Source organism: Hydrogenophaga sp. NFH-34 (genome assembly GCF_021401345.1).
Lineage (GTDB): Bacteria > Pseudomonadota > Gammaproteobacteria > Burkholderiales > Burkholderiaceae_C > Hydrogenophaga > Hydrogenophaga electricum.
The window spans coordinates 17,768-33,205 of record NZ_JACBGE010000036.1 but is presented as its reverse complement, the minus strand read 5'-3'; the positions used below and the strand labels follow the sequence as shown (position 1 = coordinate 33,205).

The 15,438-nt window shown below is 68.4% G+C and carries 18 protein-coding genes; 7 read left to right on the top strand and 11 right to left on the bottom strand.

What is annotated here, in order from left to right; all coding sequences use genetic code 11:
- On the top strand, nucleotides 1-126 hold a 126-nt coding region (locus L0977_RS23815), incomplete at its 5' end, for an integrase core domain-containing protein (protein WP_234267427.1).
- On the opposite strand, the gene L0977_RS23810 is transcribed toward L0977_RS23815, so the two are convergent.
- Entirely contained in the window at nucleotides 123-911 is a 789-nt protein-coding gene (locus L0977_RS23810) for an IclR family transcriptional regulator domain-containing protein (protein ID WP_234267426.1), read from the bottom strand. The two genes, L0977_RS23815 and L0977_RS23810, sit on opposite strands and share 4 nt — an antisense overlap.
- 163 nt (nucleotides 912-1,074) lie before the next feature.
- Between L0977_RS23810 and L0977_RS23805 the strand changes: the two genes are divergently transcribed.
- Entirely contained in the window at nucleotides 1,075-1,995 is a 921-nt protein-coding gene (locus L0977_RS23805; RefSeq protein WP_234267425.1) for a 4-hydroxyphenylpyruvate dioxygenase, read from the top strand.
- Between the two features lies 1 nt (nucleotide 1,996).
- A complete protein-coding gene (locus L0977_RS23800) occupies nucleotides 1,997-2,908 on the top strand; it encodes a sugar phosphate isomerase/epimerase family protein (protein WP_234267424.1) in 912 nt (303 codons plus the stop codon).
- A 16-nt stretch (nucleotides 2,909-2,924) separates the two neighbouring features.
- On the opposite strand, the gene L0977_RS23795 is transcribed toward L0977_RS23800, so the two are convergent.
- From L0977_RS23795 to L0977_RS23785, 3 genes are all read right to left on the bottom strand, one after another.
- Nucleotides 2,925-4,196 carry an Hsp70 family protein gene (locus L0977_RS23795; RefSeq protein ID WP_234267423.1) on the bottom strand — a complete coding sequence of 424 codons (1,272 nt, stop codon included), beginning with the start codon at nucleotides 4,194-4,196 and terminating at the stop codon, nucleotides 2,925-2,927.
- A gap of 109 nt (nucleotides 4,197-4,305) precedes the next feature.
- A complete protein-coding gene (locus L0977_RS23790) occupies nucleotides 4,306-5,199 on the bottom strand; it encodes a pirin family protein (RefSeq protein ID WP_234267422.1) in 894 nt (297 codons plus the stop codon).
- Nucleotides 5,200-5,266: 67 nt separating this feature from the next.
- Nucleotides 5,267-5,866, bottom strand: coding sequence for an FMN-dependent NADH-azoreductase (locus tag L0977_RS23785; RefSeq protein WP_234267421.1), 600 nt, complete (start codon nucleotides 5,864-5,866; stop codon nucleotides 5,267-5,269).
- A gap of 115 nt (nucleotides 5,867-5,981) precedes the next feature.
- On the opposite strand from L0977_RS23785, the gene L0977_RS23780 reads away from it, so the two are divergent.
- Nucleotides 5,982-6,923, top strand: coding sequence for a LysR family transcriptional regulator (locus L0977_RS23780; RefSeq protein WP_234267420.1), 942 nt, complete (start codon nucleotides 5,982-5,984; stop codon nucleotides 6,921-6,923).
- Between the two features lie 15 nt (nucleotides 6,924-6,938).
- Here L0977_RS23780 and L0977_RS23775 read toward each other — a convergent pair whose 3' ends face one another.
- Nucleotides 6,939-7,730, bottom strand: coding sequence for an IclR family transcriptional regulator (locus tag L0977_RS23775; protein ID WP_234267419.1), 792 nt, complete (start codon nucleotides 7,728-7,730; stop codon nucleotides 6,939-6,941).
- A 127-nt stretch (nucleotides 7,731-7,857) separates the two neighbouring features.
- On the opposite strand from L0977_RS23775, the gene L0977_RS23770 reads away from it, so the two are divergent.
- From L0977_RS23770 to L0977_RS23760, 3 genes are read left to right on the top strand one after another with little or no spacing between them, the layout of a single operon-like run.
- Nucleotides 7,858-8,313 (top strand): type II 3-dehydroquinate dehydratase, encoded by a 456-nt coding sequence (locus L0977_RS23770; protein WP_234267418.1) that lies wholly within the window; start codon nucleotides 7,858-7,860, stop codon nucleotides 8,311-8,313.
- A 33-nt stretch (nucleotides 8,314-8,346) separates the two neighbouring features.
- Nucleotides 8,347-9,336, top strand: coding sequence for a TRAP transporter substrate-binding protein DctP (gene dctP / locus L0977_RS23765; protein ID WP_234267417.1), 990 nt, complete (start codon nucleotides 8,347-8,349; stop codon nucleotides 9,334-9,336).
- A 14-nt stretch (nucleotides 9,337-9,350) separates the two neighbouring features.
- Nucleotides 9,351-10,040, top strand: a complete 690-nt coding sequence (locus L0977_RS23760; RefSeq protein ID WP_234267416.1) for a DUF4286 family protein — start codon at nucleotides 9,351-9,353, stop codon at nucleotides 10,038-10,040.
- A gap of 58 nt (nucleotides 10,041-10,098) precedes the next feature.
- On the opposite strand, the gene L0977_RS23755 is transcribed toward L0977_RS23760, so the two are convergent.
- From L0977_RS23755 to L0977_RS23730, 6 genes are all read right to left on the bottom strand, one after another.
- Nucleotides 10,099-10,959, bottom strand: a complete 861-nt coding sequence (locus tag L0977_RS23755; RefSeq protein ID WP_234267415.1) for a DMT family transporter — start codon at nucleotides 10,957-10,959, stop codon at nucleotides 10,099-10,101.
- 14 nt (nucleotides 10,960-10,973) lie between these two features.
- Nucleotides 10,974-11,807: a shikimate dehydrogenase family protein gene (locus L0977_RS23750; protein ID WP_234267414.1), complete on the bottom strand. Its 834-nt coding sequence runs from the start codon at nucleotides 11,805-11,807 to the stop codon at nucleotides 10,974-10,976.
- A 263-nt stretch (nucleotides 11,808-12,070) separates the two neighbouring features.
- The gene (gene aroQ, locus L0977_RS23745) at nucleotides 12,071-12,547 is read right to left on the bottom strand and encodes a type II 3-dehydroquinate dehydratase (RefSeq protein WP_234267413.1); all 477 of its coding nucleotides are present in this window, start codon (nucleotides 12,545-12,547) and stop codon (nucleotides 12,071-12,073) included.
- 37 nt (nucleotides 12,548-12,584) lie between these two features.
- Nucleotides 12,585-13,520 carry an alpha/beta hydrolase gene (locus L0977_RS23740; protein ID WP_234267412.1) on the bottom strand — a complete coding sequence of 312 codons (936 nt, stop codon included), beginning with the start codon at nucleotides 13,518-13,520 and terminating at the stop codon, nucleotides 12,585-12,587.
- A 20-nt stretch (nucleotides 13,521-13,540) separates the two neighbouring features.
- The gene (locus tag L0977_RS23735) at nucleotides 13,541-14,842 is read right to left on the bottom strand and encodes a TRAP transporter large permease (RefSeq protein WP_234267411.1); all 1,302 of its coding nucleotides are present in this window, start codon (nucleotides 14,840-14,842) and stop codon (nucleotides 13,541-13,543) included.
- Nucleotides 14,839-15,375, bottom strand: a complete 537-nt coding sequence (locus tag L0977_RS23730) for a TRAP transporter small permease (RefSeq protein ID WP_234267410.1) — start codon at nucleotides 15,373-15,375, stop codon at nucleotides 14,839-14,841. The genes L0977_RS23735 and L0977_RS23730 overlap by 4 nt, the downstream gene beginning before the upstream one ends.
- Nucleotides 15,376-15,438: the final 63 nt, after the last annotated feature.

Genomic DNA, 15,438 nt, shown 5'->3' with positions numbered 1-15,438 from the left:
GAACGCACCGCTTGGCTGCCATCCTTCCTGGCCTACTACAACGCCCGCAGGCCTCACTCGGCACTGGGCTACAAGCCTCCAGCATCCCGGCTCTCCGGGAACAACCTATTGCAACTCAACAGCTAGATCAGGTTGCGCAGTCCGCGCGCCGCTTCCTGCAGCACCGGCAGCACGCGCTTGACCGCGTCGTCGCTGGTTTCCTGGTTGATCGGCATGGTGATGCTGATCGCGCCGTGCACCTCGTTGTTGCGGTCCAGCAGGGGCACCGCGATGCCCCGGTGGTTCAGTTCGAGCTGCTGCTCCGACAGCGCCCAGCCCCGGCGGCGGTTGCGCTGGAGCTCTTCGCGCAGCGCGTCCTTGCTGGACACCGTGAACGAGGTGAAGGCCCGCAGCGTGTGCTGCGCCAGCCAGGTGTCCGAAGCGGCTTCGTCCACGGCCGAGAGGATGGCCATGCCCGCCGCCGTGACCTGCGCCGGCACGCGCGACCCCAGCATGTAGCCGGCGTACATGTGACGCTGCGAACCGCTGCGCGCGATGTAGACCGCGTCGTCGCCGTCGATCACGCCCAGGTAGGCGATTTCCTGCGTGCCCCCCGCGATGCGCTGCAGGAAGGGTTGCACCAGGCGCGGCAGCCGCGCCGATTCGAGGTAGGCGTGGCCCAGCCGCAGGATGCGCGGCGTGAGCCAGAACAGCTTGCCGTCGGTGCCGACATAGCCCAGGTGCGCCAGGGTCAGCAGGTAGCGCCGGGCGGCGGTGCGGGTGAGGCCGCAGCGCGTGCCGGCCTGGCTCGCGGTCAGGCGCGGGTGCTGGTCGTCGAAGGCCTCGATCACGACCAGGCCTTTTTCGAGACCGGCGATCCAGTCGCGCTTCTCCAGCGGCGGCGTGTGGTGGGCAGGCAGGTTCAGTGGCATGGAAAATAACCCTGATTACGTGCGATCAACGCGGGACACCGTTCGATTATCGAACGACTTGCGCCGGCCTGGAAGAATCACCGCCCTTTGCACCCCTACAGTGTCGGGTGGCATCGGCGCGGCACCCGGCGTGGCCGTGCCCGCAACCCTTGGAGACTGGAACATGAGTGATCTGCTGCTCAACACCGCCACCGACCGCGAGCCGCTGCAGGCGTCGTTCAGCGATGCGGCCAACCCGCTCGGGCTGGACGGCATCGAGTTCATCGAATATGCGACGACCCAGCCCCAGGCCTTGGGCCAGGTGCTGGAGATGATGGGCTTTCGCCCGGTGGCGCGGCACCGCTCGCGCGAGATCCTGCTCTACCGGCAGGGCGCGCTCAACATCGTTGTCAACGCCCACCCCAACGACGCGCAGGGCGCCAGCCACGGCAGCGACGTGCCCTCGATTTCTGCCATGGCGCTGCGCGTGCGCGACGCCCGTGCGGCCTACCACTATGTGATCGAACGCGGTGCCTGGTCGGTGCCGACGCACGCCGAAGTGATGGAGCTGAACATCCCGGCCATCCATGGGGCCGGTGGCAGCCGCATCTACTTTGTCGACCGCTACAAGGAGTTCTCGATCTACGACGTGGACTTCGTGCCGATTCCCACCGTCGACCAGCACCCGCCGGCCACGGCCGGGATCCACTTCTTCGGTGTCGTGCAGTACATCGGGCCCGAGCGCAGCAACGACTGGATCGCGTTCTACGACGAGCTGTTCGGCACCGAGATCATTCCCGACGAACAGCGTTTCGGCATCATGCCCAAGGGCACGCTGCTGCGCACCCCGGCGCTGGACCCGTCGCAGCGCTTCATGCTGCAACTGGTGGAGCCGCCGGTGAACGTGTACGACGTCGACGAGAAGCTGCAGCGCATCGGTCTGGGAGTGCCCGACGTGCTGGCGGCGGTGCGCGCCCTGCGTGCGCTGGGCGTGGAATTTGTCGAGACCGAGGCCGCCCACACCGGGCAACGCGGCGCCATCACCAAGACCTACCTGGGCTCGGTGGTGTTCGAGCTGGTGCACAGCCAGCGCGGTGAGGTCTGACATGCGTTCGACACCCGCTGCGATCCGCGAAGCGATCGATGGTTTTGGCATGGACACCATCACCCTGGCCGGTCCGCTGGAGGCCAAGCTCGCCGCCATGAAGGCCGCCGGCTTCTCGCAGGTCATGCTCAAGGCCAACGACATCAATGGCCATCCGGGCGGCCTGGGCGCGGCCGTCGCGGCGGTCAAGGCCAGCGGCCTGCGTGGCACGGGCTTTCAGGTGCTGCGCGATTTCGAAGGCCTTTCGGGCCATCTGCACCAATACAAGGTGGACATCGCCAAGGCCATGCTGGAGATGTGTGCCGCGCTGGGCTGCAAGGTGCTGCTGGCCTGTTCGTCCACCTCGGTGCACGCCACCCAGGATCTGGACCACATCGCGCGCGACCTGCGCAAGCTCGCCATGCTGGCGCTGCCGCTGGGCATCAAGATCGCCTACGAAGGCCTGTCCTGGGGGCGCACGGTCAACGAGTTCACCACCGCGTGGGACGTGGTCTGCCGCGCCGACTGTCCGAATCTGGGCCTGGGTCTCGACTCCTTCCACATCTTCGCGGCCAAGACCAGCCTGGACGAGATCGACTATCTCGACCCGAGCAAGATTTTCCTGGTCCAGCTGGCCGACTTCATGTGGCAGGAAACCCGCACGTTTGAAGAGCGCATGACCACGGCGCGCACCTTCCGGGTGTTCCCCGGCGAAGGGGTGCACAGCGAACAGCTGGTGGACCTGGTGCAGCGGCTGGACCGGCTGGGCTACCAGGGCGACTACAGCTTCGAGGTCTTCAACGACGACTACCAGCAGATGCCGCTGCCGATGGTGGCCGAGCGCGGCCAGCGCGCCGCGCTGTGGCTGGCCGAAGACGTGCTGCGCCGTTCGGTGCCGCTGCCCAACCAGATGCGGCTCAAGACCGTGGGCTGAGCCCGTTTCCGGGCGGTCAGGGTGCGGGCGGCACGGCGCCGTACACCAGCCCCGATGCCACACCCCCGAACAGGTCGCCCTCGATCAGGGGCACGCCGGGGAAGGCCGCGCCCAGCGCCTGCTGGAACGGCCGCAGGGCGGACGAGCCGCCGGTGAGGTAGATCGCGTCGGGCCGGCGCTCGCCCAGGCCGGCGCGCTGCACGCATTCGCGGGCGCAGGCCACGGTGCGGGCCAGCAGGCTGTCCAGGTGGTCGCGCAGCGCAGCCGCCCCCAGCGGGGCGGTGAGGGCGGCTTCGACGATGGACAGGTCGATCGTGGTGTCGGCGCTGGTCATCGAGGCGCGGATCTTGGCCTGTTCCACCTCGTGGGCGATGTGGTGGCCGTGGCGTTCGCGCAGCACGCGCATCAGGCGCTCGTGCAGGCGCACGTCGCGGTAGTTGACCCGCAGCGCCTGCGCCTGGCTGATCGCGCGCGGCTGGTATTGCCACTGGATCAGGTGCCAGGTCGAGAGGTCGAAGAAGATGCGGCTGGGCACTTCGCGCCCTTGCGGGCCGAGGTGGCGGTAGCCCATCAGCGGCATCACCTGTTCGAGGCTGAGCCGCTGGTCGAAGTCGGTGCCGCCGATGTGCACGCCGGTGGTGGCCAGCACGTCGTCCGCGCGGTCGGGCCGCGCCATGCGCTGCGGCCCCAGGCGCACCACGGTGAAGTCGGAGGTGCCGCCACCGATGTCGGCGATCAGCACCAGGGATTCGTGGCTCAGCCGGCGTTCGTGGTCGAGCGCGGCGGCGATCGGTTCGAGCTGGAAGTGCACTTCGCCGAAACCCGCCGCCTGCGCCGCTTCCAGCAGCGACTGCTGCGCGGCAGCGTCGCGGTCCGCATCGTCGTCGACGAAGTGCACCGGCCGGCCCATCACCACGCGCTGCGGCGCGCTGCCCAGCGACTGCGCCGCGCGTTCGCGCAACTCGGCCAGGAAGGTGGTGACGATCTCCAGGAAGCTGACCGAGCGGTGGTTGACCTCGGTGCTTTCGTGGATGAGCGGGCTGCCCAGCAGGCTTTTGAGCGAACGCATCAGCCGGCCTTCGGTGCCGGCCAGGTACTGCGCCACCGCATCGCGGCCGAAATGGATGCGCTGGTCTTCGGCGTTGAAGAACACGGCCGTGGGCATGGCCACGGCCGTGCCTTCGAGTGGAATCAGGCGGGCCGTGCCGTGGGGCTCGGCCCAGGCCATGGCGGAGTTGGAGGTGCCGAAGTCGATGCCGAGGGTGCCGGCCAGGGGGGCTGCTTGCATGGAGCGTGGGAACAGAAATGGGCGCGCGGAGCCAGGGGCTCCACGCGGGGACCGGCATTCTGCCACTGCGGCCAGCGCCCGGCCCGGCGGCGCTGGCGGTGGAGGCCGTTCAGGCCGTGGCGCGTTCGCCCAGGCGGCCGTCGCGGAAATCGGCCAGCGCCTGGTAGATCTCTTCGGTGGTGTTCATCACGAAGGGGCCGTACTGGGCGATGGGTTCGTTCAGCGGCCGGCCGGCGATCAGCAGCACCTTGGCATCGGCATCGGCATCGGCATCGGCTTCGATGCGCACGCCGTCGCTGTCAGGGTCGTTGGCCAGCAGCGCCATGCGCTGCACCGGGACCGCCGTGCCGTTGACGCTCACCTCGCCGCGGTAGACGTAGACGAAGGCGTTGTGCGTGCCGGGCAGCGCCTGCTCGAACGCCGAGCCCGCGGCCAGGTGCAGGTCCAGGTACAGCGGCTGCGTGCCTTCGCGGGTCACCGCGCCGGTCACGCCGTGGCTGTCACCGGCGATGACCGTCACCGCCACGCCTTCGGGCGTGGTGAACTGCGGCAGGTCGGCGTTGGTGAAGTCGCGGTACCAGGGGTGGCACAGCTTGTCACTCGCAGGCAGGTTCAGCCAGAGCTGGAAGCCTTCCATCAGGCCTTCTTCCTGCTGCGGGATTTCGGAGTGGATCACGCCGTGACCGGCGGTCATCCACTGCACGCCACCGTTTTCCAGCAGGCCTTCGTGGCCGGCGCTGTCGCGGTGCAGCATGCGGCCCGCGATCATGTAGGTGATGGTCTCGAAGCCGCGGTGCGGGTGGTCCGGGAAGCCGGCGATGTAGTCGTCGGCCTGGTCGCTGCCGAAGGCGTCGAGCATCAGGAACGGGTCCAGCCGGCGCTGCAGGTTCTGCGTCAGCACGCGGGTGAGCTTGACGCCCGCACCGTCGGAGGTGGGTATGCCCGCCACCAGCCGCTCGACGCGGCGCGGCTGCTGCAGGCGGGTGGTTGAGGTGGCGGTCATGGACTTCTCCTGAAGGTGCGGGGTGTGAAAAAAGCGGCCGCCCCGCGCAGCCGTTGTGGAGGCGCGCTCAGCCGATGGCGGCGGCCAGGTCGGCTTCCGCCTGGGCGAAACCCTTGGCGGCGGCCTCGGGGCCCATGTTCAGGCCTTCGGCGTAGATCGCACGCAGGTCGGTCAGGCCCAGGAAGCCCAGCACGGTCTTGAGGTAGGGCATCTGGCTGTCGTGCGGCTGGTCGCGGTAGAGGCCGCCACGGGCCAGCGCCAGGTAGACGGTCTTGCCGGTGACCAGGCCTTCGGGGCCCTTCTCGGTGTAGCGGAAGGTCACGCCGGCGCGGGCCACGGCGTCGATCCAGGCCTTGAGCTGCACCGGCACGCCGAAGTTGTACATCGGCACGCCCAGCACGATGGCGTCGTGTGCCTGCAGTTCGGCAATCAGGGCGTCGAACTCGGCCACCACGGCGGCTTGCTCGGCGTTGCGCTGCTCGACCGGGGTGAACAGGGCGCCCAGCGCGGCTTCGTCCAGCACGGTCACGGGGTGGGTGCCCAGATCGCGGACGGTGACGGTGCTGCCCGGGTGGGCGGCGACCAGGCGCTCACTCACGCTGTTGGCCAGCTTGGTGGAATTGCCGGCTTCGCGGCGGGCGGAGGCGTTGATCTGCAGAATCTTCATGGTGGGCTCCTGAAAAGGGGGAAAGGGAAAAAGCGAAAAGTTGATCGATGGACTCGACTTTATGGAAAAACAATTCCTTTGAAAATCCGCCTTATTGGATAAGATTGTTCTCCATATGGAACAATCAACGCGCGAATGCGGGCCCGATGCCATCGATCCGACCGATCTGCTGATCTTTGCCCGGGTGGCCGAACTGGGCAGTTTCAGCCAGGCGGCCGTGCGCCTGGGTCTGCCCAAATCGACCGTCTCGCGGCGTCTGGCGGCGCTGGAGCGGCTGATGGGCGAGCGCCTGCTGCTGCGCACCACGCGCCGCCAGTCGCTCACCGATTTCGGCCTGCAGCTGCTGGAGCACGCCCGCCAGGTGGTGGCCGAGCTGGAGGCGGTGCACAGCCTGCGCGAGCAGCGCCGCGCCGCGCCCAGCGGGCGGCTGCGCGTGTCCATGCCCAGCGATTTCGCGAACCTGGTGCTGGTCGACAGCCTGGCCGCTTTCGTGGCGCTGCACCCGGCGATCACGCTTGATCTGGACCTGTCGCCGCGCCGCGTCGACCTGCTGGGCGAGGGCTTCGACGTGGTGCTGCGCATGGGCGACCTGCCCGACGACAACCTGCTGGTCGCCACGCGGCTGGCGGTGTTCTCCAACGGCCTGTACGCCGCACCGGCCTATCTGCAAGCGCATGGCGAACCCCGGCACCCCGACGAACTGGTCCACCACACCGCGCTGCGGCTGATGCGCGGCAATGGCGAGCCCGCCGCCTGGCCGCTGAGCCAGGGCGAGGAACGGTGGACCTCGGTGCCGTCCGGCCGGGCGAGCGCGAATTCGCCCGAGTTGCTGATGCGGCTGGCGCGCGCGGGGGCCGGCATTGCGGCCTTGCCCGACCATTTCGCGTCGGCGGCCGTGCGCGAAGGGCAACTGCGCCGCGTGCTGCCCGCGTGGTCCCTGCCCGAGGCGCCGGCCTGGGCGGTCTATCCGGGGCGCAAGCTCGTGCCGCCCAAGACCCGCGCCTTCGTGGACATGCTCAAGGCCGCACTCAAGCGCTGCGACGCGGTCCGGGACTGAACCTGTGCCGCAGCCTCAGCCCTTGCCCAGGGGCGGGCGCCCCATGAGGCTGTTGGTGTTGAGGATCGGGCCCAGTTCGGCGGCGGCGGTCAGCAGTTCGGGCGCCAGCTCGTGCATCCGCTCGACGGTCAAGCGCAGCCGGGGCCCGGCCACGCTGATCACGCCGATGGGTTCATTGCGGCGCAGTACCGGCACCGCCATCGCGCTCATGCCGGGCGCGAACACCTCGTCGATCACCGCGTAGCCGCGCACCCGCGCCGCGTGCAGGACACCCAGCAGGGCCTTCACCGTGGTGGGCGCGCGGGGGCCGTAGTCGGCGGGGGCGCCCAGCCCCTGGCGCATCACCAGCGTGAGCGCGTCCTCGTCGCTCATGGTCAGCAGCCAGGCGTGGCCCGACGCGGTGCAGGACAGGCGGGCGTCCTGCCCCATGTCCGGGTCGTAGCGCAGGCCCTTGCGCAAGCCCTGGGCCTTGGCCACCCAGGTCAGGCGGTCGCCGTCCACCACCGACAGCCGCACCAGCTCGCCGGTGCGCTGGGCCAGCCGTTCCAGCAGGGGTTCGGCCACGTCCACGATGCCCGAACTGCTCAGGTAGCCGAGCCCCAGCGACACCAGTTTGGTGGTCAGCTGGTAGTCGCCCTGCCGGCGCTGCTGGCGCACGTAGCCGCGCCGCTGCAGTTCCGCCAGCAGGCGGTGGCAGGCGCTCAGCGGCATGTCCAGGTCGCCCGCCATCTGGGCCAGCGGCAGGCCTTCGGGGTGGGCGGCGAGCTGTTCCAGCAGGGACAGGCCCCGGTCCAGCGCGATGCTCATGCGGTCTCCTTTTTGTATTGAGAAATGACTTTCTGAAAAGGAAAGAATTTCTTCCGGTCACCGAACAATCGTCGCACAACCGGTCCCTGCGGGGACCCTCACCCCTGAAAGTCCCGGAGACCGCCCGATGCCTGTTGAACCCGCCACCGTCTATGTGCTCAATGGCCCCAACCTGAACCTGCTGGGCCTGCGCGAGCCACACCTGTACGGCAGCGAAACCCTGGCCGGGGTGGAAGCCCGCTGCCGGCGCGTGACGGCCGAGCTCGGCCTGGCCTGCGAATTCCGCCAGACCAACCACGAAGGCGTGATGGTCGACTGGGTGCAGGAAGCGCGTGAAAAGGCCGCGGCTGTGGTCATCAACCCAGCCGGCCTGTCGTTTCGCTCCATTCCGCTGCTGGACGCGCTCAAGACGCTGGACTGCCCGCTGGCGGAAGTGCACATCACCAACATCCACCGCCGCGATCCGCTGTACCAGCACTCGCTGGTCTCGCTGGCCGCCACCGGGGTCATCTGCGGCTTCGGCCCCTTTGGCTACGAGATGGCCATCCGCGCCGCGGCCGAACGGCTCGGTGCCGGTCACTGATTCTTGCTTTCGACAACCACCCAGGAGACCTTCATGAGCTTCCAGATTCCACGCCGCGACGTCCTGCGTGCCGGCGCCACGCTCGCCGCCGCTTCCATGCTGCCCGCCTGGGCGCAGACACCGCAGACCCTGCGCTTCGCGGCGGTGTTTTCCGACCGCGACATCCGCGCCGAGATGATGAAACAGCTCGCGACCGCGGTGGCGGCCGACTACAAGATCGAGACCTTCCTCAACTCTTCGCTCTACAAGCAGGGCACCGAACTGGTGGCGCTGCAGCGCGACAACCTGGACATGGGCAACATCGGCCCGCAAGACATTTCCAAGCAGGTGCCGGCCTGGTCGCTGCTGACCTCGGCCTACCTGTTCCGGGACGCGGACCACCTCACCAGGTTCTTTGCCAGCGACCTGGGCGCGCAGATGAAGAAGATGGTCGAAGACCAGGTGAAGGTGAAGATCCTCGGCCCCACCTTCTTCGGCACCCGCCACGTCGGCCTCAAGGGCAAGAAGAAGATCAACACGCCGGCCGACCTGGCCGGCGTCAAGCTGCGCATGCCGCCGGGGGATGCCTGGCAACTGCTGGGCCGATCGCTGGGCGCCAACCCCACGCCCATGGCCTATGCCGAGACCTACACCGGCTTGCAGACCGGTGCCATCGACGGCCAGGACAACCCGCTGCCCAACGTGCAGAACATGAAGTTCTACGAGGTGATGCAGCAGATCGTGCTGACCTCGCACCTGGTGGGGTACGACCTGCTGACCATCAACCTCAAGCGCTGGCAGGCGATGTCGCCCGCCAAACAGCAGGCCTTCCAGGCTGCGGCCGACAAGGCGATTGCCTGGAGCAATGCCGAACACGTCAAGCGCGAAGCCGCTCTGGCCGACGAGTTCCGCAAGGCCGGCCTGGAGGTGTATGCGCCCAACGTCAACGCGTTCCGCGAATACGCGCAGAAGGTTTACCTGTCTTCCGATCAGGCCAAAGACTGGCCGGCCGGCATGCTGGAAAAAATCAACGCCCTGAGCTGAAAGGACGCCCCCGCATGACGCTTCGCGGAACCGCCCAGCTCGCCATCTGGAGCGACATCGAACCCGACCAGGAAACCGACTACCTGCACTGGCTCACGCGCGAACACGTGCTGGAGCGGGTGGGGGTGGACGGCTTTCTCGCGGGCCGGGTGTTCCGCGCCGAGGCGAGCGGCAAGCGCCGTTTTTTCATCACCTACGAACTGCAGGACGCGGGCGTGCTGGCCGGTGCGTCGTACTTGGCGCGCCTGAACGCGCCCACGCCCTGGTCGCAGCGCACCATGCCCATCCTGCAGAACTTCGCCCGCGGCGGCGGGCCGGTGGTGGCGCGGGCGGGTCTGGGCAGCGGCTCGGTGGTCCTGCCGTTGCGGCTGGACCTGGCGGCGGCCGGCCTGCACGAGGCTGCGGCCCGGCAGGCGCTGGTGCAGCGCATCGCCGCGCTGGACGCCGTGGCGCAGGTCTGGCTGGTGCAGGTCGATGCCGCCGGTACCGGGGTACAGACCCGGGAGAAGTCCATGCGCCGCAGTGCCGAAGGCGTGTTCGACGGCGTGCTGGTGATCGAAGCGCTGCACACCACCGCCGCGCAGGCGGCGCTCGCGGTGCTGCCCGTCCTGGGGCTGGGGCTGCCCGAGGCGGTGGACACGCAGGCTTTCAGCGCCTGCTTCCAGCTCGACCGGCGGTTGGCGGGGCTGGGCGACCCGGCCTGAGCACGTCGCGCGTCAGCGCCGGCCCAGCCCAAGCAGGTGGGCGAAGCGGCGGTGCTGCCTACCGCGCACGGACCCCCAGCACACCGCACACCGCCACCAGCGCGATGCCGAGCACGGTCCAGACATCGGGGGCGTGGCCGAACACGATCCAGCCGGCCAGCGTGGCGAAACCGATCTGGCTGTACATGTAGGGCGTGATGCGCGAGGCTGGCGCCTTCTGGTAGGCCTTGATCATGAAATAGTGGCCGAGCGAACCGAACACGCCGAGCAGGGCCACCAGCAGCCAGAGTCCGGGTGTAGGCAACCGCGTCCAGCTCCAGGGCAGGGCCAGGGATGCGATGGCCAGTCCGAACAGGCCGGTGTAGAAGTGCATGGTGGCGGGGTCTTCGGTCTTGACCATGCGGCTGGTCACGATCTGGTAGCAGGCGTTGATGACCACCAGCACCAGCGGCAGGAACATGCCGAGGTTGAGGTCGCTGCCCTTGGGCCGCACGATGATCAGCGCGCCGGTCAGGCCGCCCGCCACCAGGGCCCAGGTGAGCGCGCTGACCCGCTCGCGCAGCAGCACGGCCGCCAGCAGCGTGACGGCCAGCGGCACCAGCATGAGGATGGCGGTGAACTCGCCGACCGGCACATGCTGCAGGCTCAGGTAGGCGCCCACCCCCGAGGTGGTCATGAGGGCGCCGCGCAGCAGTTGCCACCCCGGCGCCCGGGTCGCGAACAGCGAGCGGCCCTGCCTGGGCAGCAGCAGGCCCACGGTCATGCCGGTCTGCACCAGAAAGCGCGTCCAGATGGCCATCAGCACGGGTACGGCGCTGCCGACGAATTGAGAGAGGGTGTCGAGGAGGGCGAAGCAGGCGGTCGCCAGGATGGCCAGGGCGACGCCCTGGCCGGGGTGCGGATGGTCGGGGGAGGGCAAGCGGGGCTCGGGAGTCAGTAGCTCAGGCGCGCCACGGAACGGAGCTCGTCGGCCGTGGTGCTGGGCAGGCCGAAGTATTCCAGATAAGCCGGAATCATTTCGAACAGCATGTCAGAGCCCACTTGCACCTGGCAGCCTCTGGCCGCAGCGGCCGCGAGAAAGGCGGTCATTTCGGTGCGCATCACGACCTCGCCGACAAAGGTCGCGGCGTCCAGGCGGGCCACGTCCAGTGGCAGGGGGTCGCCTTCGTTCATGCCCATCGGGGTGGCGTTGACCACGAGATCGAAGCCGGCCGGATCGTTGCTGCCGGTGCTCACGCTGATGGCCGGGTAGTGTTCGCGGATGCGCCGGTCCAGGGCCTCGGCCGACGCGGCCTGCACGTCGTACAGGCTGATGTGGGCGATGCCTGCGCCCGCCAGCGACGCCGCGATGGCGCAGCCCACGCCGCCGCTGCCGACCACCAGCACGCGCGCGCCGGTCAGCACCAGGCCCTTGCGCTGCACGCCACGGACGAAACCGGCGCCGTCGAACTGGTCGCCGACGAGCCGCCCGTCGGGCAGGCGTTTGACCGCGTTGCAGGCGCCCGCCACCTTGACGGTGGGCGTGACCTCGTCCAGCAGGCCGACGGTGACCACCTTGTGCGGCATGGTGATCAGCGCCCCGCGGATGTTGGTGAGCGAGAACAGGCTCCGGAGCAGCGCCGGGTAGTCGTCGGGCCGGCAGCCGAACGGCACGACGACGGCGTTGATCCCCATCTTTTCGAAGAAGGGGTTGTAGATCATCGGCGACTTGAAGCTGTGTGTCGGGTAGCCGATGTGGGCGATGAGTTCGGTGTGGCCGTTGATCATGACGATGCGATGTGACCGCCGCCGTGCCTGTGCAACCCCCGGAGGCGTTTGTCTGGGGGGGCCGGCGAAGCCGGGCCGCGGCGGTGGCTGGCAGGCATGGGGGCGCTGGAAAAAGAAGGCCGGCGTGCGGTGGCGACTGTAGGGACGCCGCCCCGGATACGCCCTGTTTTCAAAGATCCCGTTGTTCGTTGATCGAAATCGGTTGTGCGTTGATCGCTCAATTTGCGGGTAAACCCTTTGTCATCGACGCCCGCCACGGGGCGTCAGGCGGGCTTCGTGGCGGCCGAATGCACGAACTTGCGAACCAAGCCGTCGATGGCGACGAGGTAGCCGTCGACGCCGAAGCCGATGACGATGCCGGCGGCGGCCGGGGAGACCCAGGAGTGGTGGCGGAAGGCCTCGCGCGCGTGCACATTGGAGATGTGGCACTCGATCACGGGCATGGGGTCGACGCCCTTGATGGCGTCGTGCAGGGCGATGGAAGTGTGGGTGAGTGCGCCGGGGTTGATCACCACGCCGAGCACCTCACCGGCCTTGAAAAGCTGGCCGTATTCGTGGATCTTGTCCAGCAGCGCGCCCTCCCAGTTGCTCTGGAAGCACTCGACCGCGTAGCCGAGCTTCTCGCCATGGGCCTTGCAGAAGGCTTCGACGTCGGCCAGCGTGGTGTGGCCGTACTGGGCGGGTTCGCGCGTGCCCAGCAGGTTGAGGTTGGGGCCGTTGAGGATCAGGATTTTTTTCATGCGGAAAGCGGGGTCTCGTGTTCAGAAACTCAAAGGCTCAGGCCAGCGTGCTCTGGAGCCAGGCGGCCATGCGCTCGAAGCGCTCGCGCGCCGGCGCGCAGTAGGCCTTGGCGCGCAGGTAGCCGTGGATCAGCGCTTCGCCGCGGTCGAGTTCCACCGCCACACCGGCCGCCTGCAGCGCTTCGGCGTAGGCCATACCTTCGTCGCGCAGCGGGTCGTGCTGCGCGACCGCCACGAAGGCCGGCGGCAGACCAGCGTGGCTGGCCGCGCGCAGGGGCGAGACGGGGGGCGTGAGGTGCAGGCTCGTGTCAGGGCAGTACATGGCGTTGACCATGGGCATGGACGCCACGGTCACCAGCGGTCCGTTGGCGTTCTCGCGGTGCGAGGGCCGGTCCAGCGTGAACTCGGTCGCCGGGTAGATCAGCAACTGCGCGCGCGGGGCCTGCGGCGTGCCGCGCAGTTCCAGGGTGGCCGCGGCGGCCAGGTTGCCGCCCGCGCTGTCGCCGCCGATCGCGATGGCGTCGGCGCGCAGGCCCAGCGCGGCGGCGTGGTCGTGAACCCAGCGCGCGACCGCCAGGGTTTCGTGCAGCGCGCGGGGAAAGGGCTGTTCGGGCGCCAGCGCGTAGTCGACACTGAACACCGCCTGCTGGTTCAGCGCGGCGAAACCGGCCGTGATATCCCAGTGGGTTTCAGGGCTGCCTTGCATCCAGGCGCCGCCGTGCAGGTAGACCAGTGCGGGCAGCGCCGCGGTGGCGCCTTGCGGCCGGAATTCGCGCACGCGCACGGTGGTGCCGGTTTCGGGCACGGGCACATGGTGTTCGCGGGTACCGATGCCGGGCGGGTGCGGCTCGCGCATCGCTGCGGCCACGCCTTCAAAGTGGCCGCGCCGCGCCGCCGGGCCGGCGCCGGGCGCCAGCATGGCCCAGGCGGCGTCCCAGTCGACGAGGAAGCGGTGGATGTCGGGATGGATCATTCGGGACTTTCAGAAAGGGCTCAGCCCTGGTAGCCGAACAGGCGGGGCAGCCACAGCACGGCGTCGGGCACGTAGGTGATGAAGAACAGGGCGCCGATCATCACGGCGAGGAAGGGCAGGGTTTCGGCCACGATGCGGCGCAGGGGCTCGCCGGTGATGTTGCCCATGATGAACAGCAGCAGGCCGTAGGGCGGGGTGATCAGGCCGATCATCAGGTTGACGGTGACGACCAGGCCGAAGTGCACCATGTCGATGCCCAGCAGCTTGGCGGTGGGGATCAGGATCGGGACGATCACCAGCAGGATGGTGCCGCCTTCGAGCAGCGCGCCCAGGATCAGCAGCAGCACGTTGACCATCAGCAGGAAAGTCAGCGGCGTGAGTTCCATGGCGGTGAGGATCTGGCTCACGGTGACCGGGATGTTCTCGCGCGTGACCACGTAGTTGAACACCAGCGCGCCCGAGATCAGGATGCCGATGGTGGCCATGGAGCGGCCGCTGGAGAGCAGCGCGCCGTAGGCGCCCCGCAGGGAGACCGAGCGGTAGAGCACGGTGGAGATCACCAGCGCATAGAGGGCGGCCACGGCGGCGGCTTCGGTCGGGGTCATGACGCCGCTGTAGATGCCGCCCAGCAGCACCACCGGCATCAGCAGCGCCGGCAGCGCCCGGAAGGTGATGCCCGGCAGCTCGCGCAGCGGCACCGGCGGCTCCACCGGGAAGTTGCGCACGCGGGCCAGGTAGGCGTTCATGGCCATCAGCACCACGGCCAGGATCAGGCCGGGCACGATACCGGCCATGAACAGGAAGCCGATGGAAGCGTCCGAGATCAGGCCGTAGAGCACCAGCGGGATCGAGGGCGGAATGATGGGCCCGATCACCGCTGAAGCCGCGGTGACGGCCGCGGCATAGGCGGGGGTGTAGCGGCCGCCGCGCGTCATCATGCTGATGACCATGCGGCCCACGCCGGCAGCGTCGGCAATCGCCGAGCCCGACATGCCCGAAAAGATCAGCGAAGACAGGATGTTCACGTGGCCCAGGCCGCCGCGGAAGCGCCCGACGATGGCGTTGCAGAACCCGAGCAGCTTGTCGGTGAGCGAGCCCATGTTCATGATCTCGGCCGCGAGAATGAACAGCGGGATCGCCAGCAGGGTGTAGGAGTTGTTCAGGCCCTGCAGCAACTGCTCGGCGGCGATGCCCATGTCCTGGCCGGTGACGAACAGGTACATGATGGAGCTGACCAGCATCGACAGGCCGATGGGCAGGCCCATCAGGCTGAGCGCGATGATCAGGTAGACCGTCATCGCAAAAGGAGAGAACAGGTTCATGCGGCCTCCTTGGCCACTTCGGCAGCGGGTTCGTCGTCAAACAGGCGGTTGCGCAGGGCGTCGATGCCCAGCCAGGCGTGGCGCACCACCATGGCCACCACGAAGGCGATGTAGATCGAGAAGAAGAAGTCCATGCGGATGCCCAGGGCGGCCGAGTCTTCGACCTTCATGAAGCTGACGTAGCTCCAGCTCGCCGGCAGCGAGAGCAGCAGGATCACCACCACGGCCGCGCTGACCACCACGGTGAGTGCGCGCCGCACGCCCCGTGGGACGTGGCTGGTGAGCACGTCGAAGCGGATGTCGTCGCGGTTGCTCATGACAAAGGCCGCGCCCCAGAGAATGCCCCAGAGCCACATCAGCACACAGACCTCGTCGGTCCAGGCCAGTGGCTTGTTGGAGATGTAGCGAAAGCCGATCTGCAGGATGAAGGACACGAACATCGTGGCCATCATCAGCACCAGCACATGGTTGGCGCCCAGTTGCAGCCAACGCAGCAGACGGGGGGCGGGCGGTGAAGAGGGGGAAGCGCTCATGGGGTGAGTCCGAGAAGTGCAGAACCGGGCAATGGGTGAATGGCATGGTGCCAACTGCTGCGC

Coding starts and splice junctions, on each gene's coding strand:
- L0977_RS23810 (WP_234267426.1), bottom strand. CDS start 911: ATGCCACTGAACCTGCCTGCCCACCACACGCCGCCGCTGGAGAAGCGC.
- L0977_RS23805 (WP_234267425.1), top strand. CDS start 1,075: ATGAGTGATCTGCTGCTCAACACCGCCACCGACCGCGAGCCGCTGCAG.
- L0977_RS23800 (WP_234267424.1), top strand. CDS start 1,997: ATGCGTTCGACACCCGCTGCGATCCGCGAAGCGATCGATGGTTTTGGC.
- L0977_RS23795 (WP_234267423.1), bottom strand. CDS start 4,196: ATGCAAGCAGCCCCCCTGGCCGGCACCCTCGGCATCGACTTCGGCACC.
- L0977_RS23790 (WP_234267422.1), bottom strand. CDS start 5,199: ATGACCGCCACCTCAACCACCCGCCTGCAGCAGCCGCGCCGCGTCGAG.
- L0977_RS23785 (WP_234267421.1), bottom strand. CDS start 5,866: ATGAAGATTCTGCAGATCAACGCCTCCGCCCGCCGCGAAGCCGGCAAT.
- L0977_RS23780 (WP_234267420.1), top strand. CDS start 5,982: ATGGAACAATCAACGCGCGAATGCGGGCCCGATGCCATCGATCCGACC.
- L0977_RS23775 (WP_234267419.1), bottom strand. CDS start 7,730: ATGAGCATCGCGCTGGACCGGGGCCTGTCCCTGCTGGAACAGCTCGCC.
- L0977_RS23770 (WP_234267418.1), top strand. CDS start 7,858: ATGCCTGTTGAACCCGCCACCGTCTATGTGCTCAATGGCCCCAACCTG.
- dctP (WP_234267417.1), top strand. CDS start 8,347: ATGAGCTTCCAGATTCCACGCCGCGACGTCCTGCGTGCCGGCGCCACG.
- L0977_RS23760 (WP_234267416.1), top strand. CDS start 9,351: ATGACGCTTCGCGGAACCGCCCAGCTCGCCATCTGGAGCGACATCGAA.
- L0977_RS23750 (WP_234267414.1), bottom strand. CDS start 11,807: ATGATCAACGGCCACACCGAACTCATCGCCCACATCGGCTACCCGACA.
- aroQ (WP_234267413.1), bottom strand. CDS start 12,547: ATGAAAAAAATCCTGATCCTCAACGGCCCCAACCTCAACCTGCTGGGC.
- L0977_RS23740 (WP_234267412.1), bottom strand. CDS start 13,520: ATGATCCATCCCGACATCCACCGCTTCCTCGTCGACTGGGACGCCGCC.
- L0977_RS23735 (WP_234267411.1), bottom strand. CDS start 14,842: ATGAACCTGTTCTCTCCTTTTGCGATGACGGTCTACCTGATCATCGCG.
- L0977_RS23730 (WP_234267410.1), bottom strand. CDS start 15,375: ATGAGCGCTTCCCCCTCTTCACCGCCCGCCCCCCGTCTGCTGCGTTGG.